The sequence below is a fragment of the Swaminathania salitolerans genome (assembly GCF_007988945.1).
Classification (GTDB): Bacteria; Pseudomonadota; Alphaproteobacteria; order Acetobacterales; family Acetobacteraceae; genus Swaminathania; species Swaminathania salitolerans.
Genome location: NZ_BJVC01000005.1, coordinates 166,699 through 190,495 on the forward strand (window position 1 = coordinate 166,699; position 23,797 = coordinate 190,495).

Here is a 23,797-nt window from a genome sequence, read left to right on the forward strand (position 1 = left end):
CTCCGACTGAGCCTTTCGGAAGGTTTATGGCAAACTGTGACATATCCGATACATCCAGCCCGGTTTTCCTGCATCCATCCGCCAGCGTGAAGCCCGGTCGCACCCCAAGGCGTTAACGACGCGCACCATGCGCATTGCCCCGGGGAGCTATCGATGAACCGACGACTGTTTCTGGCGGCATCCGCCTGTGTGCCCGTGATGGGGGCGCGCTGCGTTGCCGCCCGTGGCGCTGACAACCCGGCGGCGGGACTCCGGGGCAATACCGATCGGGGAACCACACCGGCCGGTATGTTCGATGTCGTTGCGCAATTCGAGGGGCCAGGCCCTTCGGGCGTTGCCGTGACCGATGGCGGGAGGATTTTCGTCAGTTTCCCGCGCCATGCGATCGATCATGCTGGTGCGACACTGGGTGAATTGCGGAACGGGAAAATCATCCCTTATCCATCGCCCGGGATGAGCCTTCCCTCATCGCGCGCGCCTGCGGAACGGTTTCTTTCCATCCACGGGATCACGCTCGATGGGAAGGGACGTCTCTGGGTGATCGATGACGGCAAACGGGCCGGGCACCCGATCCCGGAAGGGGGTGCCAAGGTGGTCTGTATCGATCCGGAGACCGGTCGGATCGTTCACCGGATCGTTCTGAGGGCACCGGTGCTCTTGCCGGACAGCCACATGAACGATCTCAGGGTGGCGCTCGGCGCCGGGGCTGCCGGAACGGTCTTCGTGACGGATTCGTCCTTCGGAACCCGGCCGGGTCTCGTCATCATCGACCTTGCGCGCGGTAGCGCGCGGCGGGTGCTCACCCATCATCCTTCCGCGCAGCCCGTCGCGGGATTTGCCGCTTTCGTGGAAGGGGTTCCCCGCCAGTATCGCCCCCATCATCCGGGCATGGTGTCCGGTGGGATCGACGGGATCGCGCTTACGCCTGCGAACGACCGTCTCTTTTTCTCGCCATTGACCAGCCGCCGTCTCTACAGCGCCCCGGTCGCAAGCCTGATCGATCCGGCTCTCGATGCACAGGCTCTGGGTGAAACGATACGGGACGAGGGGGAGAAAGGCGTAGCCGACGGGCTGTGCTTCGATCGTTTCGGTCGGCTCTATACCACCGATTACGAGCATGACAGCATTTTGCGCCGGGACCGGGACGGGACGCTCACTGTCATGGCGAGAGATCCGCGCATTCTCTCACCTGACGGTATCTGCGCGACGCAAACCCATATCTATTGCACGCTCGGGCAGTGGAACCGGCTGCCCTCCTTCAACGACGGACACGATCTGCGCAAGCCGCCCTATCTGCTCATACGACTGCCGATCGAGGCACCGCAGGATGTGTCCGCAGAACCGTAGCGGCAGGGAACGCAGTCCTGTGGCGTGCTGGGCATCACCGGGGGCATGGCCGGGCGCATGGCGCGGGCCTGGGACGTGTGACGCGCAGGCCCAGAACCGGGCCGGATCTCGCGAGGGGCGGGGTTTTTCCCCGCCCGACCGGATGCTCAGCCAGAGGCTTCCGGTGAGGACGACGTCTTGCTTGTCTCGTGATCGACGACACCGGGCAGAAACTGCGCGAGGGCAGGAAGCAGGGCCGCGGCAGGAAGGCCCGTCTTGGAAACGAGCATCTGGATCTGCTCGTCGGTCAGAAGAGCACGCAGCTCATCGGCGGTGACGGGCAGGTTTTCGCCCGAGCCGATCCAGGATTTCACCTTCTCCTCGAGCCCGGCCTTGCGCGCCTGGTCGAGCATCATCTGGATGCCCTGCTCGCTCGTGAGAAAGCCGCTCAGGCTGCCGCCGAGCTTCTCCTTGATCTTGTCGCCGACGCCGCCGAGGGCGGAGTTCATCATGGAACCCAGAAATCCGCTCAAATCTGCTCTCCCATCTGGTGGCCGACCGGCGCCATATCAGGCCGAACGGCGTGTTTCCTTGTCGATCTGGGGCATCTCGATGTCGATTTCGAGAACCGAACATCCGTCATTGCCGCCATCGAGCTTGACCTGGACCTTGTCCTGATCGACCGCGACGTGACGCTTGATCACCTCCAGAATCTCCCGGTGTAACTGACTCACGAGCTCCGAGTTGCCATTGCCCGAGCGTTCATGCGCAAGCAGGATCTGGAGCCGGTCGCGTGCGACCGAGCTGGTATTGCGTTTGGAGAACAGACCGAACAGGCTCATGCGACCCTCTTCTTGAACAGCCAGTCGAGCAATCCCTTGCGCTCGAGCGGGATCTGGATTTCCAGCTTCTCACCCTGAAGCCGGCGCGCGGCGTCGAAATAGGCGCGGGCGGGCGCGGATTCCGGATTGGACAATGTCACCGGCGCACCGACATTGGAGGCGCGCAGAACCTCCTCGCTCTCGGGGATGATACCGAGGAGGGGGATGGAGAGGATCTCGAGAACGTCCTCGGTATTCAGCATTTCGCCGCGTGCCGCCCGGGACGGGTCGTACCGGGTCATGAGCAGGTGTTTTTCCACCTTCTCGCCGTTCTTGGCCCGTTCAGTCGTGCTGTCGAGCATGCCGATGATCCGGTCGCTGTCGCGCACGGAGCTGACTTCGGGATTGGTGACCACCACGGCGACATCGGCATGATACATGGCCATCTGGGCACCGCGTTCGATCCCGGCGGGGCTGTCACAGAGAATCCAGTCGAATTTCTCGCGAAGTTCCGCGATCACCTCGGCCACGCCCTCGGCGGTAAGGGCATCCTTGTCGCGCGTCTGCGAGGCGGGAAGGATCGAGAGCGTCTCGAGCCGCTTGTCGCGGATCAGCGCCTGGGAAAGCTTGGCGTCTCCCTGCACGACATTGATGAAGTCGAACACCACCCGGCGCTCGGCCCCCATGACCAGATCCAGATTGCGCAGCCCGACATCGAAATCGATGACGACAACGTTCTGGCCCGTGCGCGCGAGTGCGGCGCCCAGTGCTGCCGTCGAGGTGGTCTTTCCGACCCCGCCCTTACCGGATGTGACTACCAGCACCTTGGCCATGTGCGCTCCACCAATTCTTACTGAACAAACCGCACTCACAACGTGGCGGCTCGCACGATACTACTTTTGAAATGCTTCGTGCCGCAATCTCCCGGCGTCGAATATTTTCACTCAGGCGAGTTTCGAAACCGTTACCCGTCCGTCCTGCAGGAAAGCCTGGGCGGATTGATCGTGAACGGTCTGATCCATTTCATCCGCGGTCATGTAGAATCCGTCGATCGCCAGAAGCTCCGCCTGCATCCGCGTCGCAAGGATCCGGGCGCCGGACTGACCGCCGACGCCTGCGATCGCGCGGCCGCGCAGGACGCCATGAACATGGATCGAACCGCTGGCCATCAGCTCCGCCCCCGAGGCCACGGAGCCGATCACCACGATATCGCCGTCGAGATGCATGACGCTCTGACCCGAGCGGATGGGACGGTCGAGGAAAAGGGTTTCCGCTTTACGGGACGGATCGTCATAGGCCCCGTCACCGGCGGCGCCGCAAGCTGTCTCGTCGCGCGCCGGATCGTGTCCGTCCGCGTCGCTTCCGTGCCGGGGCGCTCCGGTTCCGTTTGCGGGAAGCTCGACGGCGCCGCTTGCGCGTCCTCCGTCGAGCTGGACCGGCCAGTCCCACCCTGCGAGTGCGGGCCAGTCCGGATGGGCCCCCTCGATGCCGATGATATGAATGCCGCGTTCGACCAGAGCCTGCTGCAGCCCCGACAGATCGACGGTCTGCTCGGAAACCAGGCCGAGATCCAGAATGACCGGCCGCCCCGAGAAGAAGCCCACCGAGTGCGAGATCTGGTGATCGAGCCCAGCCATCCAGTCGGACAGGGGGGCCTCCGGAGAGAGAACGAGCGCCAGAAACGAACGGCCCCGCGCCCGGATACGCATCGGCGGATTAGGGGTCTGCAGGCCGGGTCCGGAATCGGGTCCAGAGACGGGTCCAGCCCCTGTCGCGTGTGCGGCGGCGGGTGCTGCGGCAGGATCGACAACGGGTTCGACAACGTGATCTGACGTCGGGTCTGTCATGGTCTGGAAACGCTCTGAAGTCGCGGGAGAGAAGAAATGAAACGGCGGGGCTGTGCAGCTCTCTTGCCTCGTCACCTGACAGACGATTAAGAATGCTCCATGCGCATTCTGTACCATCTGCCGCTCTCGCCGCAAAGCCGTCAGGTCAGGCTCGTCCTTGCCGAGAAGCGTCTGCCCTACGAACCCAAGACCGAGAAGATCTGGGAAAACCGTCCGGAATATCTCGCGCTCAACCCCGCCGGGGACGTGCCGCTCCTCGTGGAGGAAAACGGGCTCTCGATTCCGAATGCCTGGGTGATCTGCGAGTATCTCGAGGAAGCCTATCCCGATGTGCCCCTTCTCGGGCGGACGCTTGCCGAGCGTGTCGAGGTCAGGCGTCTCATGGCGTGGTTCGACGGCAAGTTCGGGCATGAGGTTTCGCGCAATCTTCTGGGCGAGAAGGTGGACAAGCGTCTGGCGGGACGCGGAAACCCCGACGGAACCGCCTTGCGAGCCGGATATGCCAATATGCGCTTTCACCTCGATTATATCGGGTGGCTCGCCGAAACGCGGGCCTGGCTCGCGGGGAACATGCTGTCGATCGCCGATTTCGCGGCAGCCGCGCATCTCTCCTGTCTCGATTTCATCGGTGATATCGACTGGTCCAAGGCGCCTGCCGCGAAGGACTGGTATGCGCGCATGAAGTCCCGGCCGAGCTTTCGTTCCCTCCTCAACGACCGGGTGAACGGTTTCACCCCGCCCGCGTATTATGCCGATCTCGATTTCTGAATGAGCGCGCCTGACGATGCCGCCATGCATGGCGCCCGCAGGCACGATGCTCACGGGTACGATGCTGTCGTGCACGATGCCGTCGTGCTTGGGGCTGGTGCCGCCGGATTGATGGCGGCTGCGACCGCGAGCCGGGCGGGCGCATCCGTCGTCGTGATCGATCATGCCCCCGAAGCCGGACGCAAGATCCTGATCTCGGGCGGCGGTCGCTGCAATTTCACCAATCTCGACACGCGCGCCGAGAATTTTCTCTCGGCGAACCGGCATTTCATGCGCTCCGCGCTCGCCGGTTACACGCCCCGCGATTTTCTCGCACTCGTCGAGCGTCATCGCATCGCATGGCAGGAAAAGGCGGCCGGACAGCTCTTCTGCGCGGGTTCGGCCCGGGAAATCGTCTCGATGCTTCTTCTCGAGGCGCGAGCCTGCCATCTGCAGCTCGGGACGCGGATCACGGGGCTTACGCATGACGGGACGTTCTGCGTGGAGACCGATCGGGGCGTTTTCCGTGCCCGCTGCGTGGTTCTGGCCACGGGCGGTCTCTCGATTCCCAAGCTCGGCGCGACCGATCTCTCCCTCCGGCTCGCGCGGCAGTTCGGGCTTGCGGTCGTTCCTCCGGCACCGGCTCTGGTCCCCCTGCTTCTCGAGACGCCCTTGCCCGATCTGGCGGGCGTCTCGCTTCCCGTGCGGACGCAGTTCGGCAAGCATGGCTTTACCGATGGCATGGTGTTCACCCATCGCGGTCTCTCCGGTCCCGCGATCCTGCAGATATCGTCCTATCTCGACGCGGCAGCCGACGGGATGCGTATCGACATGCTCCCGGGGACGGATGCGCGTGCGCATCTTCTCGCCGTCAAGCGCAGCCGTCCCCGCGCCGAGCCTCCTGCGCTGCTCGGCGCGCTGCCCCAGCGTCTTGCGCGCCATCTGATCGGACAGTCTTTGGGTGAGGACGCAGGCACGCTCGCCAATCTGCAGGACCGGCGTATCGCCGCCCTGGCCGGAATGCTGAGTGAATGGAAACCGGCCATCGCCGGAAACGAGGGCTACGCCAAGGCCGAAGTCATGCGCGGGGGGATCGATACGCGCGCCCTGTCTTCGCGGACCATGGAAGCGCGCGACGTTCCCGGTCTCTACGCGGTGGGCGAGGCGGTTGATGTTACCGGATGGCTCGGCGGGTATAATTTCCAGTGGGCCTGGTCGAGCGGCTATGCCGCCGGACGGGCCATAGCCGCACGGTCCTGACCCCCGGAGCGGTCCTTCGCGTCATCGCGAGGGATCGTCCTGCCCGCGTCGTCCGGAAGCGCCGCCGGGAAATGCCGGTACGCGATACGGGGGAGGAAATGACGAACCCGGGCGCTCGTGATGCGTCTTGGCAAGAAGACCGGCGTGCAAGGCGCGTCGTGACTGTCTTGCATCCGGGGAGAGGAAACCGATGACGAAATGTGTGGCCATACTGGCGACGAACGGTGTCGAGGCATGTGAGCTCGCCGAGCCGCGCAAGGCGCTCGAGGCGGCGGGGATCCGGACCGTTCTCGTCGCTCCCGAAAAGGGGACGATCCGCGCCATGGAGGCGGATGTGAATCCCGCAGGTACTTTTACGGTCGATGCCACGATCGGAGATGCCGCGGACATGGCGTTCGATGGCGTGATCCTTCCCGGTGGAACGACCAATCCCGACGCGCTTCGCATGAACGAGGCCGCCGTCGCTTTCCTGCGGGGGTTCGTCTCCGAGGGCAAGCCGATCGCCAGCATCTGCCATGGCGCATGGACTCTGATCGAGGCCGGCGGGGTCAAGGGCAGGACCCTGACCTCATGGCCCTCGCTCCAGACGGATCTGATCAATGCGGGCGGTACATGGGTCGATCGTGCCGTTGTCGTGGACAGGAACCTCGTCACGTCGCGCTGTCCGGACGATCTGCCCGGATTCTGCGAAGCAGTGCTCGCCCAGTATGGCTGACCCTCATGCGCGATGAGGCATCGCGCATTCTTACCCGGAACAAGCAGGAATCGACTTCCATGACGCAGAATCTTTCCCGAGTCAGGGCAATCGGCGGTCTCGCCGGACTTCTCTTCCTCGCCGCCTGCGAGGGAACGGCCGCGCCGGGGCCGACACCGCCTGGCACGCAGGTGGTCGGCTACGGCTATACCTGCAAGGCTGGCATCTATACCTGCAAGATGCCGACCCAGGTGCCTCTGGGCAATCCCTGTTCCTGCCCGGGAATCGGTGCGGCCTCCTATGGAAACATCCATCAGCCCTGAGGCTGAAGGACGCTTCCGCAAGGTCTTGCGAGCACGGGGAAAGCCGACGGGGGCGGCTTTCCTTATTCCTATTTTGTTCTTATAGACGGAACAAAGAGGGAGTCGCGTGTGTCGCCTGATTTCATGAGTGTTTTTCCCTGGCTCGTCACCGTCATGGCGCTGGCCAGCGCATTGTTCTTCTGGTCGCGCCTGTCGCGCAGGGCGGCTGACCGCGATCTTCTTTCGCGCATCTATATCCTGCTCGAGCGGGAGGCGGCCGGGCGGGCCGCAGATCTGGATTTCCAGAGAAACGCCCTGTACGAAACGGAGCGGTCGCTCGGCGCGCGCATCGAGCAGCAGCGCGGCGACCATGCCGAGCGTCTCGCGACGCTCGGTCATCGCCTGACCCGGGATCTGGCCGAAGCGCGTCTTGCCCAGAGCGAGGCGCTGCGCGACATGATGAAGGAGAACGCGGAGCAGCTGGCGCAGATACGCGCATCGGTCAGCGAACAGCTTCATCTTACGGTCGAAAAACAGATGCAGACCTCGTTCCAGCGCGTCGTAGAGCAATTCTCGGCCATGCAGAAGGCGATCGGGGAGGTCTCGGCGGTGACTGCCCAGATCGGCGATCTCAAACGCCTTTTCGGGAACGTCAGGACGCGCGGCGGATGGGGCGAGGCGCAGCTGCGCGCCATACTCGACGACATCCTTCCTGCCGGATCCTATGACAGCAATTTCCGGATCGGCGATGGCGGGGAGAGCGTCGAATTCGCCCTGCGCATGCCGGTGCGCAGCACGGTGCCGCCTCGTCTGGCGATCGACAGCAAGTTCCCGACAGAGGCCTATGAGCGGCTGATCGATGCCGCTGACCGCGCCGATCCGGGCGCGGAACGCATCGCCCGGCGCTCTCTCGAGAATGCGGTACGGCTCGAGGCGCGGAAGGTGTCTGAGAAATACATCCATCCGCCGCTAACCGTCGAGTTCGCCGTGCTCTATCTGCCCACGGACGGGCTCTATATGGAGGTGGCGCGTATCCCCGGCCTGATCGACGAGGTCGGTCGGCTTCACCGGGTCATCGTCATGGGGCCGTCCCTGATGCCCGCGTTGCTGCGCACGGTTCATCTCGGATATGTCACCCTGGCGCTCGAGGAGCGGACCGACGCGATTGCCCGGCTTCTGGGCCTGACACGACAGGAAATGCTGCGCATGGATGCCGTGCTCGACAAGCTGGCACGCGGCGCGGGTGCCATGAGCAACACGATCGAGGAAGCGCGCCGCCGCACGCGGGTATTGGGACGCAGATTACGGGGTCTGGACGGGCATCACGACAGCGAGGACCCGGAAACCCCCGACGAGCTTTAATCCGATTTTACTATCGAATTCTTGCGAGTTTGGGCACAGAGACGGTCATGACAACGGATACCGGCTTCTCTTCTGCATCGAGCGAAACCCCGACCAGGGCACGGCTTCTGTTTGTCGAGGATGACGACACCCTCGCGCGCGAGGTCGTCGAGGAGCTGACGGCACGCGGTTTTTCCGTAAGCCACGCATCGAACGGTCAGGCCGGGCTGGAAGCCGCGATCCGCGAATCCTACGATCTCATGGTGCTCGACCGGATGCTTCCCCTGCTGGACGGGCTGAGCGTGATCGAGACCCTCCGCAGCCAGAACGTGCAGGCACCTGTTCTCGTCCTTTCGGCGCTCTCGGCCGTGGACGATCGCGTAACCGGGCTCAAGGCAGGCGGGGACGATTACCTCACCAAGCCTTTCGCGATGGACGAACTCGTGGCGCGGATCGAGGCGCTCTTGCGCCGGCCCAACGATACGCGCGCGACCACCCTGCGCGTCGGACCGCTCTCGATGGATCTGATCGATCGTACGGTCACCCGCGACGGGCGCGAGATCGAGCTGCTCCCCCGGGAGTTCCGGCTGCTCGAATATCTGATGCGTCGCCCCAATCAGGTGCTCACCCGCACCATGCTTCTCGAGGATGTCTGGAATTACCGCTTCATTCCGCAGACCAATCTGGTGGACGTGCATATCGGCAAGCTGCGTCGCAAGGTGGACGCGACAGGGGAGACGCCCCTGATCCAGAGCATTCGCGGGTCCGGGTTCATGTTGCGTGTCCAGACCTGACAACCCGCGTTTCGGCGTCCTCCGGACAGCCACCTTCCGGCTGACACTGGCTTTCGTGGCAGCGATCATCGGAGGCATGATCCTCCAGATCGTCCTGCTCTTCGTGCAGATGACGCATTTCGAGTCGGCCCGTTCGAGTGCGATCCTGCATCGCGAGGCCGATATCCTCGTGCAGGAGACGCCCCAGCATCTGGAATACCAGGTGCGCGAGCGCGCGACCAACGATCTCAGGGTTGTCATCAACTGGGTGGGGCTGTTCGACGGTCACTATCATCATATTGCCGGCGATCTGAAAACCTGGCCCGAGGGGCTGCGCGTGGATGGCAAGGTGCATCGTCTCACCCTCTCTCCGGGAGATGACCTTCCTTACGAGATGCGGTTTCTGGCCGTCCGGGTGAGGGGCGGGCGGATTCTCGTTCTCGCCCATTCGCTGCATCTCCTGTCCGAGCTGCAATACATGATCCGTCGTGGCGCGCTTCTCTCGGTCTTTCCCATCGTCGTCTTCGCGCTCCTGACCGGCGTGGTGCTGAGTCACCGGGCGCTGGCCCGGGTCAAGACCATGCATGAGGCGATCGACCGGATCATGCAGGGCGACGTGCACGAACGTCTGCCCGCCGCCAGGGAGCGGGACGAGCTCGAGCGTCTCGCTGGCTCGGTCAATCGTATGCTGGATCGTCTCGAGCATCTCATGGACGAGGTGCGCGACGTGGGCAATGATATCGCGCACGATCTCAGAACGCCTCTGTCCCGCGTGCGCGCGCGGCTGGAGCGGGCGACCTCGAGCCCGCATGACGCCGATCACCTGAATGCGGTGATCGAGCGGGCCACCCAGGATCTCGATCAGTGCTTTTCCGTCATCACGGCCTTGCTGCGTATCGGCGAGATCGAGAATGGTCGGCGCCGTGCGGGATTTGCCCTTGTCGATCTGACCGATCTGGTCGCCGATATCGTGGATCTCTACGAACCGATCGCCGAGACGAACGGTCTGGTGCTGGAGAACGCCATGCCCATCGACGGGCCTCTCGTGGTGTTCGGCGACCGGGATCTGCTGATCGAGGTTCTGGCCAATCTTCTGGACAACGCGATGAAGTTTACACCCCAGGGTGGACGTGTCACTGTTTCGGCGGAGTCGGGGCCGGGGGCAATCCATCTGAGGGTCTGCGATACCGGGATCGGCATCCCCGATGCCGAGCGCGACGCGGTTCTCGGGCGTTTCTACCGGTCCGACAAAAGCAGGCATGTGCCGGGCAGCGGTCTCGGTCTCAGCCTCGTCATGGCAATCCTGAGGCTGCACGCTGCGGAACTCGCGATCCTGACAGGGCCGGGAGAGGGCGACCTGCCGGGATGCTGTTTCGATATGCGCTTTGCTTTCCCTGTCGGGGCCGAGACGGCGCGTATCGAGGGGTATGGAACTTAAAAGGAAATTTCCTTGTCGGATCTTGGCGGTCCTGTATCTCTGACCGTGATCGCGAAAAGGACCGACCCGGATTGAGACGCTGCGCGCCCGTCCGGGGCGTCAGCCCGGGCGTAGCGCAATCCGGGCTGCGCCATCGGGACCAGGAAGTGCGGATTTCCGGTCCGGATGCCGGATCCGGGCGCAGATGGCGGGATCGTATGCGAGGATGGGAGATGTCATGAGAGGGTGCAGGTGCGCTGAATGAATCAGGTTGTCGTTACCGCGCTCAAGCGGCCCTACACATTCGTCGTCCTGTCCATTTTCATCGTCATTTTCGGCGTCCGCTCGGTTCTCAGGACGCCGACCGATATCTTCCCCAATATCAATATTCCGGTTGTCGCCGTCGTGTGGTCCTATATCGGGCTCATGCCGGAAGATATGTCTGGTCGTATCGTCTATTACTACGAGCGTGCCGTTACCACGACCGTAAACAACATAGAACATATCGAGAGCGGATCGTATTACGGTCGCGGCATCGTCAAGGTGTATTTCCAGCCGGGAACGGATACCTCGGTCGCGCAGACCCAGATCACGTCGGTTTCCCAGACCGTGATCAAGCAGATGCCCACCGGCGCGACGCCGCCTCTGATCCTGACCTATAACGCGTCGCAGGTGCCCGTTCTCACGCTGCAGATCAATTCGGACAAGCTTGGCGGCTCCGAGCTGTACAACATGGCCTCGAATCTGATCAGGCCGCAGCTCGTCTCGGTCAAGGGCGTCTCGATTCCGAGTCCCTATGGCGGCCTCGCCCCCTATATCACGGTGGATATCGACCCTTCGAAACTCATGGCGCACAACCTCTCCGCCGTGGATGTGTCGAATGCCCTGAACAAGCAGAACATCGTCCTGCCCGCTGGCGACCAGAGGGTCGGCCCGTTCGATTACATGGTCCGGACCAACGCCCAGCCGCGCGAGGTCGAGACGTTCAACAACCTGCCGATCAAGCAGGTGGGCAATGCGGTGGTCTATCTGCGCGATGTGGCGCAGGTTCACCGCGGCGGTCCTCCGCAGACCAACATGGTTCTCGTGAAGGGACATCAGGCGGTCATGATGGTTATCATGAAAAGCGGCGATGCCTCGACACTCGACGTGGTGGCGGGGGTCAAGAAGCGCCTGCCTCAGGTGATCGAGACCCTGCCCGAAGGCACGTCCATCAAGGTGCTCACCGATGCCTCGGGCTTCGTCAAGGAATCGGTGACGGATGTGGTGCGCGAGATGTGTATCGCGGCGCTTCTCACCAGTCTGGCCGTTCTTCTCTTCCTCGGCTCCTGGCGCTCGACCCTGATCGTGGCAACCTCGATCCCGCTCGCCATTCTCTGCTCGGTCATCGGTCTCAGCCTCGCCGGACAGTCGATCAATGTCATGACGCTCGGTGGCCTCGCGCTTGCGGTCGGCATTCTCGTCGACGACGCAACGGTCATGATCGAGAATATCGATGCCCATCTCGAGACGGGCAAGGATCTCGAGATGGCCATTATCGACGCGGCCAACCAGATCGTCATCCCCACTTTCGTCTCGACCACCTGCATCTGTATCGTCTGGCTCCCGCTTTTCGAGCTGACAGGCGTTGCAGGATGGCTCTTCATGCCGATGGCGGAAGCGATCATCTTCGCCATGATCGCCTCGTTCATCCTCTCGCGCACGCTGGTGCCCACCATGGCGAGCTGGATGCTCGCGGCGCAGGTGGCCGCGCATGACGCCGCCGACCCGCATCGCGAGCCGGGTTTCTTCGGTCGGTTCCAGCGCGGCTTCGAACGCGGCTTCACCCGCTTCCGCGAGCGCTACAAGATCGTGCTTTCGGGGCTGATCGAAGAGCGGCGCAAATTCGTTCCGTTCTTCATGGTTCTCTCCCTTGCCTCGACCGGACTGTATTTCTTCGTCGGGGAGGATTTCTTCCCCGAGATCAAGTCGGGAACCCTGCAACTGCACATGCGTGCACCCATCGGCACGCGTCTGACCGAGTCCGGTAAGATCTCCGTCCTCATCGAGCGCAGGATGCGCGAGATCCTGCCCGGAAAGATCGAATCCGTTCTCAATAATTGCGGCCTGCCCTATTCGCAGCTCAATCAGGCATTCATTCCGTCCCCGACCGTCGGTACGGAGGATTGCGACATCACCGTCTCGCTCAATGACGAGGCCAGTCCCACAGCGGAATATCGCCGCAAGCTGCGCGCGGGGCTGATCGAGGCGTTTCCCGGAACCCAGATCACCTTCCAGCCTGCCGATCTGACCGCCAAAATCCTCAATTTCGGTCTGCCGGCACCGATCGACGTTCAGGTCGTGGGCCGCGATCTGTACGGAAACTTCGCCTTTGCCAGAAAGCTGCGCCGCAAGCTCGCGCTCATTCCCGGTATCACCGATGTGGCGATCCAGCAGCCGATGACGCAGCCGACCCTGAGCATCAACGCCAAGAGAAGCTTCGCGCTCGGCACGGGCATTACCGAACAGAACATCGCGCAGAATGCCCTGATCGTGCTCTCGGGCAGCGCACAGGTCGGGCAGGTCTATTATCTCAACCATTCCGGCGTATCGCAGCTCATCGACGTTCAGACGCCCGCCAATTATCTCCAGACACTCAACGATCTCGAAACCGTGCCGGTCGACCGGGGGGACGGGAATCCGACAAATGCCCAGCCGCAGCTTCTCGGTGCGCTCGCGGATATCGAGCAGACCGGCACGCCTGCGGAAGTCGCGCATTACAACATCATGCCGGTTTTCGATATCTATGCCTCGAACGAGAATATCGATCTCGGCACCGTTGCCCGCTCCGTGCAGAAGGTTGCGGATTCGATGCGTTCGGATCTGCCCCGAGGTTCCCATCTGGTCGTGCGCGGTCAGGCCGTGACCATGACCGACGCCTATTCGCAGCTGATCGTCGGCCTCGCGATGTCGATCACGCTCGTCTATCTGATCATCGTCGTGAACTTCCAGTCCTGGCTCGATCCGTTCGTGATCATCACGGCGCTGCCCGGCGCCCTGGGTGGAATCGCCTGGAGCCTCTTCCTGACCCATACCTCGCTTTCGGTTCCCGCACTGACGGGCGCCATCATGTGTATGGGAACGGCCACGGCCAACGCCATTCTCGTCGTCGCCTTCGCGCGCGAACGCATGGAGATCCACGGCGATGCGCTCAGGGCCGCGCTCGAGGCGGGATACGAGCGTATCCGCCCCGTTCTCATGACGGCGCTCGCGATGATCATCGGCATGGTGCCGATGTCCATGAGCAATTCCGACAACGCGCCGATCGGCAAGGCGGTCATCGGTGGTCTGCTGGTCGCCACCGTTGCGACGCTTCTGTTCGTCCCCTGTGTTTTTGCCATCGTCCATTACAGAAAGCCGCATGAGCGCGGAGAAGAGGGAACACACGCATGACCCAGCGCAACACGGCAGGAGCCGGTTCATCCCGTCGGCGCGGGCGCCTCGTCATCCTCCTGCTTCTGTGTGTGGCCGTCGTGCTCGCGGTCTGGGGGATTGTCGAACGTGCAGTGCATTACGGCACGCTTCAGGATCAGGCTGACGATCTGGCGCGTGCCCGCGTGACCCTGATCTCTCCCCAGCCCGGCCCTGCGACGCGCCATCTCGATCTTCCGGCCAATCTCGCGGCCTGGTATCAGGCGCCGATCTACGCGCAGGTCTCCGGCTATGTGAAGATGTGGTACAAGGACTATGGCGCCCATGTGAAGGCCGGCGATCTTCTGGCCGAGATCAGCACGCCGAGCCTCGATGCCCAGTACGAAGCCGCGAAGGCGAATTACAATGTCGTTCTCGCCCGCTACAAGCTGGCAGTGATCACGGCCAAGCGCTGGGCCGATCTGCGCGATACGCAGGCGGTCTCGCGTCAGGAAGTCGATGTGCAGGCTGCCAATGCCGCCGCCCAGAAAGCCCAGGTGGATCAGGCCCAGCATGAGGTCGAGCGTTACGAGGCGCTCGAGAACTTCAAGCGGATCGTGGCGCCCTTCGATGGCATCGTGACGTCGCGTCTCGTCAATGTCGGCGATTACGTCAATGCGGGTGGAGGCGACCTCAATTCCCGGGGCAATGCGTCCGAGCTCTTTACCGTGGCGGATACGCACCGGATGCGCGTCTTCGTTTCCGTGCCGCAGGATTATGCCGCGGTGATCTCGGACAAGCTCGATGCCGAGCTGACCCTGCCGCAATTTCCGCACCGGGTTTACAAGGCCAGTTTTCTGGCGACGGCGCAGGCATTCAACGCCGCGACCCGTACGGTCACGACCGAGCTCGAGCTGGGCAATGAGGACGGGTCTCTCTGGCCCGACTCCTATGCGACCGCACATTTCAAGGCGCCCGGAGATCCGGGGGTGCTGATCGTGCCCGTGAATTCCCTGATCTTCCGCGCGCAGGGGACGCAGCTCGCCACGGTGATCAACGACCATATCCACCTGATCGACGTGAAGACCGGGATCAATTATGGCATGACGATCCAGATCCTTGGCGGCATCGCGGCCAGTGACAAGATCGTGGCCAATCCGACGGCCGACATGCTGGAAGGCGACGCAGTGAAAGTTGTACCCTCGACACGCGGCTACAATGACGTGACGGCAGCGCCGCGCAAGAACGTGGCACCGAAGCCGCATGTCGAGCACGCCATACCCGAAGGGGATGACGGCGCAGAGGAAACCGGGGCACGCCGATGAGGCCGGGCGGGAGAAGGCGGGCATATGATGTCTGCGGGATGCTCCTTGCCGCGACCCTTCTGAGCGGGTGCGATCTCGCGCCGCGTTACGAGGCGCCGCATTTCATCTATCCCGATGGCTGGAGCGGCAAGGGGGTTCTCGTCGACGGGAAGCCTGCCGACGCCGTTCCGAAGGGAAAATGGTGGAAGGTCTTCAACGATCCGACGCTCGATGCGCTCGAGGAGAAGATGCTGGCATCCAATCCGGATCTGCAGGCGCAGGCGGAAGCGTTCACGCAGTCGCGCGACATCGCGCGCGAGACCGAGGCCCAGCTCGCGCCGCAGCTGAACGGTTCGGCCGGTATGTCGAACAACAAGACCTCACGCACCCGCCTGTGGCGCGGGACGTCGACCAACGCGCCCGTTACGGAATCGAGCGTCTTCTATAGCGGTGCCGCGACCTGGGAGCCGGATTTCTTCTCGCGCATCCGCAACACGACACGCATGCAGAAGAATCTCGCCCAGGCGAGCGCGGCCGATTATGCCAATCTGCGGCTCCTGCTCGAGGCGGAACTGGCCTCGAACTATCTCGGTCTGCGGGGGCTGGACGCGCAATATGTCGTCTATGACGATTCGATCCGGTACTATCGCACGGCCGTGAAGATCACCCGCCTTCGTCAGGCGGGGGCGATCGCGGCAGGGCTCGATGTCTCGCGTGCGGAAAACCAGCTTTTCGCGACGATGGCGGCACAGAGCAACGTCAGGGCGCAGCGTCAGGTGCTGGAACACGCGATAGCGGTTCTGGTCAATACGGTGCCGGGCAGCTTCCACATCGCTCCGACCGATCATCAGGTGCTGCCCTATGCGACCTTGCGCGTTCCTGCGGGCCTCCCTTCGCAGCTGCTCGAGCGCCGGCCCGATATCGCATCCGCCGAGCGCGATCTGGCCGCGAACAGCCGCGCGATCGGCGTGGCGCGGGCCGCCTTCTATCCGGATGTGACGTTCAGCCTCAATGGCGGCTTCATGAATAATGGGTTCGACCTCGCCAGTCTGGGGAACTCGCTCTGGAGCTATGGCGTACAGGCGGTCGAGCCGCTGTTTACAGGCGGGTTGCGGCGGGCTGCCCTGCAACGGGCATGGGCGCAATATCGCGAGAGTGCCGACCGCTATCGCGCGACCATTCTCTCGGCCTTTCAGGATGTCGAGGACGGGCTGTCCCAGACCAGCGCCTTTTCCGATCAGCAGAAGCAGCAGGCCGCTGCGGTCGACGCCGCACTGCGTACCCAGCGCATGACCATGGCGCTCTATACCGGAGGGCTGACGAATTATCTCGATGTCGTGGTGGCGCAGCAGGCCGCTCTCGTCGCCCGGATCGACGCCGTTCAGGCCCAGACGATCCAGCTGCAGGCGACGGTGCGTCTGATCCGCGCTCTGGGCGGAGGGTGGGACCGCTCCGCGCTTCCTTCCGTCAAGGCGATCAACCCGTTCGGGATATTGCAGTATGACGGGCTGCATCATCCCCGTCCGGCGGGGGACGTGGACACACGCACGCGGCCCGGAGACCTGGATCTGGGCGGCGACAACGCGGCGGAGTCGGGCACGAAAGGCTTGACAGTGCCCGCCCGGGAGCGTTAAGGGGCCGCTCCCATTCGGAACGCGGGAGAGGTCGTGCAGGGCAATGCCCCGGCTTGTGCCTCACTGGAACCGCGGTTCGGGCAAACCATCAAGGAGTCCCGGATATGGCCAAAAAAGTCGTTGGCTACATCAAGTTGCAGATCCCGGCAGGCAAGGCGAATCCGTCTCCGCCGGTCGGCCCGGCCCTGGGTCAGCGCGGCCTGAACATCATGCAGTTCTGCAAGGAGTTCAACGCCAAGACGCAGACACTCGAGCCCGGCATGCCGATTCCGGTCGTGATCACGGCCTATGCGGATCGCACGTTCAGCTTCGTCACCAAGACCCCGCCGAACACCTACTTCCTGCTCAAGGCCGCCAAGATCTCCAAGGGCAGCCAGACGGTCGGCAAGGCTGCGGCTGTCGGTTCGGTCACGACCGCGCAGCTGCGCGAGATCGCTGCCGAGAAGTTCAAGGATATGAACGCCAACGATATTGACGGTGCCGTGCGCATGCTCGCCGGCTCCGCGAAGTCGATGGGTCTGAACGTGGTGGAGGGCTGAACCAATGGCCAAGAACAAGAGGCTGAACGCGGCCCGCGCAACGGTAGACGATGCGAAGATGTACGACATCGACGCAGCTGTCGCTCTGGTGAAGAGCAATGCGAAGGCGAAGTTCGACGAGACGATCGAGATCTCGCTGAATCTCGGCATCGACCCGCGTCACGCCGACCAGATGGTCCGCGGTCTGATCTCGCTGCCGAACGGCACGGGCAAGACCCTGCGCGTTGGCGTGTTCGCCCGTGGCCCCAAGGCTGAGGAAGCCAAGGCAGCCGGTGCGGAAGTCGTCGGTGCGGAAGATCTGGCCGAGAAGATCCAGAACGGTGAAATCGAGTTCGATCGCTGCATCGCGACCCCGGACATGATGGCTCTGGTCGGACGTCTGGGCAAGATCCTCGGCCCGCGCGGTCTGATGCCGAACCCCCGTCTGGGCACGGTGACCATGGACGTGAAGGGTGCCGTTCAGGCAGCCAAGTCCGGCCAGGTCGAATACCGCGCCGAGAAGGCCGGTATCATCCATGCCGGCGTCGGCAAGGCCTCCTTCGAGGAAGGCAAGCTGGTCGAGAACATCAAGGCTCTGGTCGATGCCGTCCAGAAGGCGCGTCCGACGGGAGCCAAGGGCACCTATCTGAAGAAGGCGGCCCTGTCTTCCACGATGGGCCCGGGCGTGCGCGTCGACGTGGCGTCGTTCACGGCCTGATCTGAGAGATGACACCGCGCGGTCTTGCCGTGCGGTGGCGCAGGGGCGGGAGACTATCTCCCGCTTCCGAACCTGTCCGAGACCGGGCGTGCTGTTTTACGGAACGGCCTAAGGGATCCTGAGAGGGATCCGCGAGCGGGAGACGGGGCGCCAGCAGACAGGGCAGGGTAACCTGCCGGAATGCTGGGTTCCGATTGAATGGACAGGCGAGCGGTACTTTCCCGGTTTCGGGGAGGTGCCATGGGTAACCCGGTCCGGGAACCAAAATTTCCGGACTGACGAGGAGAATGGATTTGGACCGTCAGGAAAAACGGGCCTTCGTCGAATTCCTCGCCAACGTGTTCAACAGCACGTCCATGGTTGTCGTCACCGAAAACAAAGGTCTGACGGTTGCTGATGTGACGGAGCTGCGTCGACGCGTTCGTGCGGCGGGTGCGACGTACAAGGTTGCGAAAAACCGGCTGGCCAGCCGCGCTCTGGATGGGACCCAATTCGACGGGATTCTTCCGCTGCTGAAGGGACCGACCGCGCTTGCGTGGGCGGATGATCCGGTTGCAGTTGCGAAGGTGATCGTCGAGTTCGCCAAGACGAACGACAAGCTTGTGGTGCTCGGTGGCGCCCTTGGTAGCCAGACGCTCAATGCGGATGGTGTCAAGGCTCTTGCCGCACTGCCGTCGCTGGACGAACTGCGTGCGCAGCTGGTGGGTATGATTTCTACCCCCGCTACGCGTATCGCAGGCGTTGTCCAGGCTCCGGCCGGCCAGCTTGCTCGCGTCTTCGGCGCCTATGCCAAGACCGGCGAAGCCGCCTGAATTGTCTTACGCAGCGCCGCTCCTCTTCAGGAGCGCGGGTTGTGAATCGAAAACCAGTTACCATATAGGACCATCATCATGGCCGATCTGAACAAAATCGTTGACGAACTGTCCGCTCTGACTGTTCTCGAAGCCGCTGAACTCTCGAAGCTGCTCGAAGAGAAGTGGGGCGTTTCCGCTGCTGCTCCGGTTGCCGTTGCTGCTGCTGGCCCGGCTGCTGCCGCTGCTCCTGCTGAAGAGCAGACCGAGTTCACCGTGATCCTCGCCGAAGCCGGCGAGAAGAAGATCAACGTGATCAAGGAAATCCGTGGTATCACGGGTCTGGGTCTGAAGGAAGCCAAGGACCTGGTCGAAGGCGCTCCGAAGACCGTCAAGGAAGGCGTGTCCAAGGACGAGGCCGCCAAGATCAAGAAGGTGCTCGAAGACAACGGCGCCAAGGTCGAAGTCAAGTAATCAAGCTCACGACCCGCGCTTCGCCTTCACGCGAAGCCGGTTGTGGATTGAGACAGGTCAGGGCGGAAATCCTTCCGGGTTTCCGCCCGATTTGCCGTTGCGGACAAACCCTGTATAAGGGCCGGTTGTCACGCAACAGCTTTACGAAATCACGGTGCCGGTCGTTCCGGTCGCCCGCCATGGCAGTCTTCCTGTCATGTGGACGACCCGAAGGTCTGGTGCGAGAGGGCAGGGATAGATGAACGCAATCACCAAATCGTTCACAGGACGCAAGCGGATTCGCAAGAGCTTCGGGCGGATTCCCGAAGTCGCGCCGATGCCCAACCTGATTGACGTGCAGCGCGCGAGCTATGAGACGTTCCTTCAGATGAACGTGGCGCCTGACAGCCGTCAGCAGACGGGTCTTCAGGAAGTGTTCCGGTCGGTCTTTCCGATCAACGATTTTGCGGGACGTGGCCGTCTCGAGTTCGTTTCCTATGAACTCGAGGAGCCGAAATACGATGTCGAGGAGTGCATCCAGCGCGGCCTGACCTTCGCGGCGCCGCTGAAGGTCATCCTGCGTCTGATCGTCTGGGACGTCGATGAGGATACGGGCTCGCGCTCGATCCGCGATATCAAGGAACAGCCGGTCTATATGGGCGACATGCCGCTCATGACCGATAACGGCACATTCATCATCAATGGCACCGAGCGTGTCATCGTGAGCCAGATGCATCGTAGCCCCGGCGTGTTCTTCGATCACGACAAGGGCAAGACGCATTCTTCCGGCAAATATCTCTTCGCTGCCCGCGTCATTCCGTATCGTGGTTCGTGGCTCGACTTCGAGTTCGATGCCAAGGACCTGATCTATGTGCGTATCGATCGCAAGCGCAAGCTTCCGGTCACGACCCTGCTCTACGCGCTCGAGGGCGAGCATTCGATTGCAGCGCGCGCGGCGAAGGCCGCCGAAGGGGGCGACGTCGAGTCGATGACGGTCCGTGGCATGGATCAGGATGAGATCCTGGCCTATTTCTACGGCACCGTGCCCTTCACGCGCATGCCCAAGGGATGGGCGCGTCCGTTCGACCCGGAGGCGTTCCGCGGGCTCAAGCTGCTCGAGCCGCTTTACGATGCCGATACCGGCGAGGTGGTGGCCGAGGCCGATGCCAAGCTCACGGCGCGCATGTGCCGCAAGATCGCCGAAACGACGAAGGACGTGCTGGTCGGCCGCGCCGATCTTCTGGGCCGTTTCATCGCCCAGGATCTCGTCAATGAGGATACGGGCGAGATCTACGCCGAAGCGGGCGAAGAGCTGACCGAAGCGCGTCTCGAGGCGCTCGAGGAATCGGGCGTTACCGAACTGCCCATGCTCGCGGTCGATTCCTCGCACGGTCCCTGGATCCGCAATACGCTGGCCGTGGACAAGAACAATCGCCGCGATGAAGCGCTGATCGATATCTATCGCATCATGCGTCCCGGCGAGCCGCCGACTCCGGAAACGGCAGAAGCCATGTTCCAGGGCCTGTTCTTCGATGCCGACCGCTACGACCTCTCGGCCGTGGGGCGCGTCAAGATGAACATGCGTCTGGAAGTCGATGCGCCGGACACCATGCGCGTGCTGCGCAAGGAAGACATCCTGCGCACCGTCAAGATCATGTGCGAGCTCAAGGACGGTCGCGGCCAGATCGACGATATCGACAATCTCGGCAACCGTCGTGTCCGCTCCGTCGGCGAGCTGATGGAAAACCAGTATCGCGTCGGTCTGCTCCGTATGGAGCGCGCCATTCGCGAGCGTATGGGCTCGGTCGATGTCGATACGGTCATGCCGCATGACCTGATCAACGCAAAGCCTGCCGCTGCTGCCGTGCGCGAGTTCTTCGGTTCCTCGCAGCTCAGCCAGTTCATGGACCAGACCAACCCGCTCTCCGAAGTCACGCACAAGCGTCGTCTCTCGGCGCTCGGCCCGGGCGGTCTGACCCGCGAGCGCGCTGGCTTCGAAGTCCGTGACGTTCATCCGACGCATTACGGCCGTATCTGCCCGATCGAGACGCCTGAAGGGCCGAATATCGGTCTGATCAACTCGCTCTCGACCTATGCCAAGGTGAACAAGTACGGCTTCATCGAGACGCCGTATCGCCTCGTTCAGGACGGCGTGCTCCAGGCCGGCTGGAAATACCTCTCCGCCATGGAAGAGGACAAGCTGATCGTTGCCCAGGCCGATGCCGCGCAGGACAAGAGCACGGGCCGTCTGACCGACGAGCTGGTCTCTGTCCGTCGTTCGGGCGACTTCCGCCTGGTGCCGCCCGAGCAGGTCACGGCTTGCGACGTGTCGCCCAAGCAGCTCGTTTCGGTCGCCGCTGCGCTCATTCCGTTCCTCGAGAACGATGACGCCAACCGCGCATTGATGGGCTCGAACATGCAGCGTCAGGCCGTGCCGCTGGTGCGCGCCGATGCGCCGCTGGTCGGAACGGGCATGGAAGCCGCCGTGGCCCATGATTCGGGTGCGACCATCGTTGCCAGGCGCAATGGTGTGATCGACCAGATCGACGGTGCGCGTATCGTCGTGCGCGCCACCGACGAGGCCGGTTCGACCCAGGGCGTCGATATCTATCGCCTGCGCAAATACATGCGTTCCAACCAGTCCACCTGCATCAACCAGCGTCCGCTGGTGCGCGTGGGTGACACGGTTCATGCCGGTGACATCATCGCCGACGGTCCGTCCACCGAGCTGGGCGAACTGGCTCTGGGCCGCAACGTGCTCGTCGCGTTCATGCCCTGGAACGGCTACAACTTCGAAGACTCGATTCTCATCTCCGAGCGTATCGCCCGTGATGACGTGTTCACCTCGATCCATATCGAGGAATTCGAGGTCATGGCCCGTGACACCAAGCTGGGTCAGGAAGAAATCACCCGCGACATTCCGAATGTCGGCGAGGAAGCCCTGCGCAATCTCGACGAGGCGGGTATCGTCTATGTCGGCGCCGAGGTGAATCCGGGCGATATCCTGATCGGCAAGGTCACGCCGAAGGGCGAGAGCCCGATGACGCCGGAAGAGAAGCTTCTGCGCGCCATCTTCGGTGAAAAGGCATCCGACGTTCGCGATACCTCGCTCAAGCTGCCCCCGGGCACGAGCGGCACGATTGTCGATGTGCGCGTCTTCTCACGTCGCGGCGTGGACAAGGACGAGCGCGCCATGGCGATCGAGCGCGCAGAGATCGAGCGTCTGACCAAGGATCGTGATGACGAGCGCGCCATTCAGGAGCGCAGCTTCGTCAACCGTCTGCGTGAGCGCCTGCTAAACCAGACGGCGGCTGCCGGGTTCAAGGGGATCCGTGCGGGCACCGTTATCACGGATGAGGTTCTGGACGAGCATCCGCGCGGCGCATGGCGCAATATCGCGGTCAGCGATGACAGCGTCATGTCCGAGCTGGAGACGCTGCGTCGCGAATACGACGCCGCCATCGGCAAGATCCAGGCCCGTTTCGACAGCAAGGTCGAGAAGCTGCAGCGCGGCGACGAGCTGCCGCCGGGCGTGATGAAGATGGTCAAGGTCTTCGTGGCGGTGAAGCGCAAGCTTCAGCCGGGTGACAAGATGGCCGGTCGTCACGGTAACAAGGGTGTCGTCTCGCGCGTCGTGCCGGTCGAGGACATGCCGTTCCTCGAGGACGGCACGCCGGTCGATCTCGTGCTGAACCCGCTGGGCGTGCCGTCGCGCATGAATGTCGGTCAGATTCTCGAGACCCATCTGGGCTGGGCCTGCGCCAATATCGGCCAGAACATCGGCAAGATCGCCGATGACTACCAGCGCACGGGCGAGCGCAAGCTCGAACTGCTCGAGAGCCTGCGCGACGTCTATGGCGATGCGGTGTTCGAAAGCGATATCGCGACCCTGCCGAACGAGCAGCTTCTCGAGCTGACCGGTAACCTCCGCAAGGGCGTGCCGATCGCGACCCCGGTGTTCGACGGTGCGTCGATCCCCGATATCGAGGACATGCTGGTCAAGGCCGGTGTGGACAAGTCGGGCCAGTCGCAGCTGATCGACGGTCGTACGGGCGAGGCTTTCGAGCGTCGCACCACGGTCGGTTACATCTACATGCTGAAGCTGCATCACCTTGTCGACGACAAGATCCATGCCCGTTCGATCGGTCCGTACTCGCTCGTCACGCAGCAACCGCTGGGTGGTAAGGCGCAGTTCGGTGGCCAGCGCTTCGGTGAGATGGAAGTCTGGGCTCTTGAAGCGTACGGTGCCGCCTACACCCTGCAGGAAATGCTCACGGTCAAGTCCGATGACGTTTCCGGCCGTACGAAGGTCTATGAGGCCATTGTGCGCGAGCAGGACGATTTCGAAGCCGGTATCCCCGAGAGCTTCAACGTTCTGATCAAGGAACTGAAGTCGCTCGGCCTGAATGTCGATCTGGAGCAGAGCGCGATCTGATGCGTTCTGTCTCTGCCTTCTCCGTG

19 protein-coding genes and 1 pseudogene are annotated in these 23,797 nt (G+C 62.9%); 16 read left to right on the top strand and 4 right to left on the bottom strand.

What is annotated here, in order from left to right; translation table 11 throughout:
* Positions 1–153: 153 nt before the first annotated feature.
* On the top strand, positions 154–1,347 hold the full coding sequence (locus SSA02_RS10775) for an SMP-30/gluconolactonase/LRE family protein (RefSeq protein ID WP_147094086.1): 1,194 nt from the start codon (positions 154–156) through the stop codon (positions 1,345–1,347).
* A 146-nt stretch (positions 1,348–1,493) separates the two neighbouring features.
* Here SSA02_RS10775 and SSA02_RS10780 read toward each other — a convergent pair.
* The 4 genes and pseudogenes from SSA02_RS10780 to minC all read right to left on the bottom strand — a co-directional run.
* Positions 1,494–1,865: pseudogene (locus tag SSA02_RS10780) on the bottom strand (YidB family protein); the annotation flags it as partial.
* A gap of 30 nt (positions 1,866–1,895) precedes the next feature.
* Positions 1,896–2,168 (bottom strand): cell division topological specificity factor MinE, encoded by a 273-nt coding sequence (minE, locus tag SSA02_RS10785; RefSeq protein WP_147094088.1) that lies wholly within the window; start codon positions 2,166–2,168, stop codon positions 1,896–1,898.
* On the bottom strand, positions 2,165–2,980 hold the full coding sequence (minD, locus tag SSA02_RS10790; RefSeq protein WP_147094089.1) for a septum site-determining protein MinD: 816 nt from the start codon (positions 2,978–2,980) through the stop codon (positions 2,165–2,167). Before minD ends, minE begins: the two co-directional genes overlap by 4 nt.
* A gap of 111 nt (positions 2,981–3,091) precedes the next feature.
* The gene (minC, locus tag SSA02_RS10795; protein ID WP_147094090.1) at positions 3,092–3,856 is read right to left on the bottom strand and encodes a septum site-determining protein MinC; all 765 of its coding nucleotides are present in this window, start codon (positions 3,854–3,856) and stop codon (positions 3,092–3,094) included.
* Positions 3,857–4,093: 237 nt separating this feature from the next.
* Here minC and SSA02_RS10800 point away from each other — a divergent pair, with 237 nt between their 5' ends.
* The 15 genes from SSA02_RS10800 to rpoB all read left to right on the top strand — a co-directional run bounded on the left by SSA02_RS10800 (position 4,094) and on the right by rpoB (position 23,771).
* Positions 4,094–4,762, top strand: a complete 669-nt coding sequence (locus SSA02_RS10800) for a glutathione S-transferase family protein (RefSeq protein ID WP_147094091.1) — start codon at positions 4,094–4,096, stop codon at positions 4,760–4,762.
* Between the two features lie 24 nt (positions 4,763–4,786).
* On the top strand, positions 4,787–6,001 hold the full coding sequence (locus tag SSA02_RS10805; RefSeq protein WP_147094155.1) for a BaiN/RdsA family NAD(P)/FAD-dependent oxidoreductase: 1,215 nt from the start codon (positions 4,787–4,789) through the stop codon (positions 5,999–6,001).
* 190 nt (positions 6,002–6,191) lie between these two features.
* On the top strand, positions 6,192–6,716 hold the full coding sequence (locus SSA02_RS10810; RefSeq protein WP_147094092.1) for a type 1 glutamine amidotransferase domain-containing protein: 525 nt from the start codon (positions 6,192–6,194) through the stop codon (positions 6,714–6,716).
* Positions 6,717–6,775: 59 nt separating this feature from the next.
* A complete protein-coding gene (locus SSA02_RS10815; protein ID WP_147094093.1) occupies positions 6,776–7,018 on the top strand; it encodes a hypothetical protein in 243 nt (80 codons plus the stop codon).
* A gap of 153 nt (positions 7,019–7,171) precedes the next feature.
* Positions 7,172–8,359, top strand: a complete 1,188-nt coding sequence (locus SSA02_RS10820; RefSeq protein WP_246103870.1) for a DNA recombination protein RmuC — start codon at positions 7,172–7,174, stop codon at positions 8,357–8,359.
* Positions 8,360–8,406: 47 nt separating this feature from the next.
* Positions 8,407–9,132 carry a response regulator transcription factor gene (locus tag SSA02_RS10825; protein ID WP_147094095.1) on the top strand — a complete coding sequence of 242 codons (726 nt, stop codon included), beginning with the start codon at positions 8,407–8,409 and terminating at the stop codon, positions 9,130–9,132.
* A complete protein-coding gene (locus SSA02_RS10830) occupies positions 9,119–10,549 on the top strand; it encodes a sensor histidine kinase (protein WP_246103862.1) in 1,431 nt (476 codons plus the stop codon). Before SSA02_RS10825 ends, SSA02_RS10830 begins: the two co-directional genes overlap by 14 nt.
* A gap of 240 nt (positions 10,550–10,789) precedes the next feature.
* Positions 10,790–13,960 carry an efflux RND transporter permease subunit gene (locus SSA02_RS10835; RefSeq protein ID WP_147094096.1) on the top strand — a complete coding sequence of 1,057 codons (3,171 nt, stop codon included), beginning with the start codon at positions 10,790–10,792 and terminating at the stop codon, positions 13,958–13,960.
* Positions 13,957–15,243, top strand: coding sequence for an efflux RND transporter periplasmic adaptor subunit (locus SSA02_RS10840; protein ID WP_147094097.1), 1,287 nt, complete (start codon positions 13,957–13,959; stop codon positions 15,241–15,243). The genes SSA02_RS10835 and SSA02_RS10840 overlap by 4 nt, the downstream gene beginning before the upstream one ends.
* Positions 15,244–15,281: 38 nt before the next feature.
* The gene (locus SSA02_RS10845; protein ID WP_246103863.1) at positions 15,282–16,856 is read left to right on the top strand and encodes an efflux transporter outer membrane subunit; all 1,575 of its coding nucleotides are present in this window, start codon (positions 15,282–15,284) and stop codon (positions 16,854–16,856) included.
* Between the two features lie 104 nt (positions 16,857–16,960).
* Entirely contained in the window at positions 16,961–17,395 is a 435-nt protein-coding gene (gene rplK / locus SSA02_RS10850) for a 50S ribosomal protein L11 (protein WP_147094099.1), read from the top strand.
* Positions 17,396–17,399: 4 nt separating this feature from the next.
* Positions 17,400–18,092 (top strand): 50S ribosomal protein L1, encoded by a 693-nt coding sequence (gene rplA, locus SSA02_RS10855; RefSeq protein ID WP_147094100.1) that lies wholly within the window; start codon positions 17,400–17,402, stop codon positions 18,090–18,092.
* Between the two features lie 293 nt (positions 18,093–18,385).
* Positions 18,386–18,904 (top strand): 50S ribosomal protein L10, encoded by a 519-nt coding sequence (rplJ, locus tag SSA02_RS10860; RefSeq protein WP_147094157.1) that lies wholly within the window; start codon positions 18,386–18,388, stop codon positions 18,902–18,904.
* Positions 18,905–18,982: 78 nt separating this feature from the next.
* Positions 18,983–19,357: a 50S ribosomal protein L7/L12 gene (gene rplL / locus SSA02_RS10865; protein ID WP_147094101.1), complete on the top strand. Its 375-nt coding sequence runs from the start codon at positions 18,983–18,985 to the stop codon at positions 19,355–19,357.
* Positions 19,358–19,595: 238 nt separating this feature from the next.
* On the top strand, positions 19,596–23,771 hold the full coding sequence (gene rpoB / locus SSA02_RS10870; protein ID WP_147094102.1) for a DNA-directed RNA polymerase subunit beta: 4,176 nt from the start codon (positions 19,596–19,598) through the stop codon (positions 23,769–23,771).
* Positions 23,772–23,797 lie beyond the last annotated feature (26 nt).

Coding starts and splice junctions, on each gene's coding strand:
- SSA02_RS10775 (WP_147094086.1), top strand. CDS start 154: ATGAACCGACGACTGTTTCTGGCGGCATCCGCCTGTGTGCCCGTGATG.
- minE (WP_147094088.1), bottom strand. CDS start 2,168: ATGAGCCTGTTCGGTCTGTTCTCCAAACGCAATACCAGCTCGGTCGCA.
- minD (WP_147094089.1), bottom strand. CDS start 2,980: ATGGCCAAGGTGCTGGTAGTCACATCCGGTAAGGGCGGGGTCGGAAAG.
- minC (WP_147094090.1), bottom strand. CDS start 3,856: ATGCGTATCCGGGCGCGGGGCCGTTCGTTTCTGGCGCTCGTTCTCTCT.
- SSA02_RS10800 (WP_147094091.1), top strand. CDS start 4,094: ATGCGCATTCTGTACCATCTGCCGCTCTCGCCGCAAAGCCGTCAGGTC.
- SSA02_RS10805 (WP_147094155.1), top strand. CDS start 4,787: ATGCATGGCGCCCGCAGGCACGATGCTCACGGGTACGATGCTGTCGTG.
- SSA02_RS10810 (WP_147094092.1), top strand. CDS start 6,192: ATGACGAAATGTGTGGCCATACTGGCGACGAACGGTGTCGAGGCATGT.
- SSA02_RS10815 (WP_147094093.1), top strand. CDS start 6,776: ATGACGCAGAATCTTTCCCGAGTCAGGGCAATCGGCGGTCTCGCCGGA.
- SSA02_RS10820 (WP_246103870.1), top strand. CDS start 7,172: ATGGCGCTGGCCAGCGCATTGTTCTTCTGGTCGCGCCTGTCGCGCAGG.
- SSA02_RS10825 (WP_147094095.1), top strand. CDS start 8,407: ATGACAACGGATACCGGCTTCTCTTCTGCATCGAGCGAAACCCCGACC.
- SSA02_RS10835 (WP_147094096.1), top strand. CDS start 10,790: ATGAATCAGGTTGTCGTTACCGCGCTCAAGCGGCCCTACACATTCGTC.
- SSA02_RS10840 (WP_147094097.1), top strand. CDS start 13,957: ATGACCCAGCGCAACACGGCAGGAGCCGGTTCATCCCGTCGGCGCGGG.
- SSA02_RS10845 (WP_246103863.1), top strand. CDS start 15,282: ATGCTCCTTGCCGCGACCCTTCTGAGCGGGTGCGATCTCGCGCCGCGT.
- rplK (WP_147094099.1), top strand. CDS start 16,961: ATGGCCAAAAAAGTCGTTGGCTACATCAAGTTGCAGATCCCGGCAGGC.
- rplA (WP_147094100.1), top strand. CDS start 17,400: ATGGCCAAGAACAAGAGGCTGAACGCGGCCCGCGCAACGGTAGACGAT.
- rplL (WP_147094101.1), top strand. CDS start 18,983: ATGGCCGATCTGAACAAAATCGTTGACGAACTGTCCGCTCTGACTGTT.
- rpoB (WP_147094102.1), top strand. CDS start 19,596: ATGAACGCAATCACCAAATCGTTCACAGGACGCAAGCGGATTCGCAAG.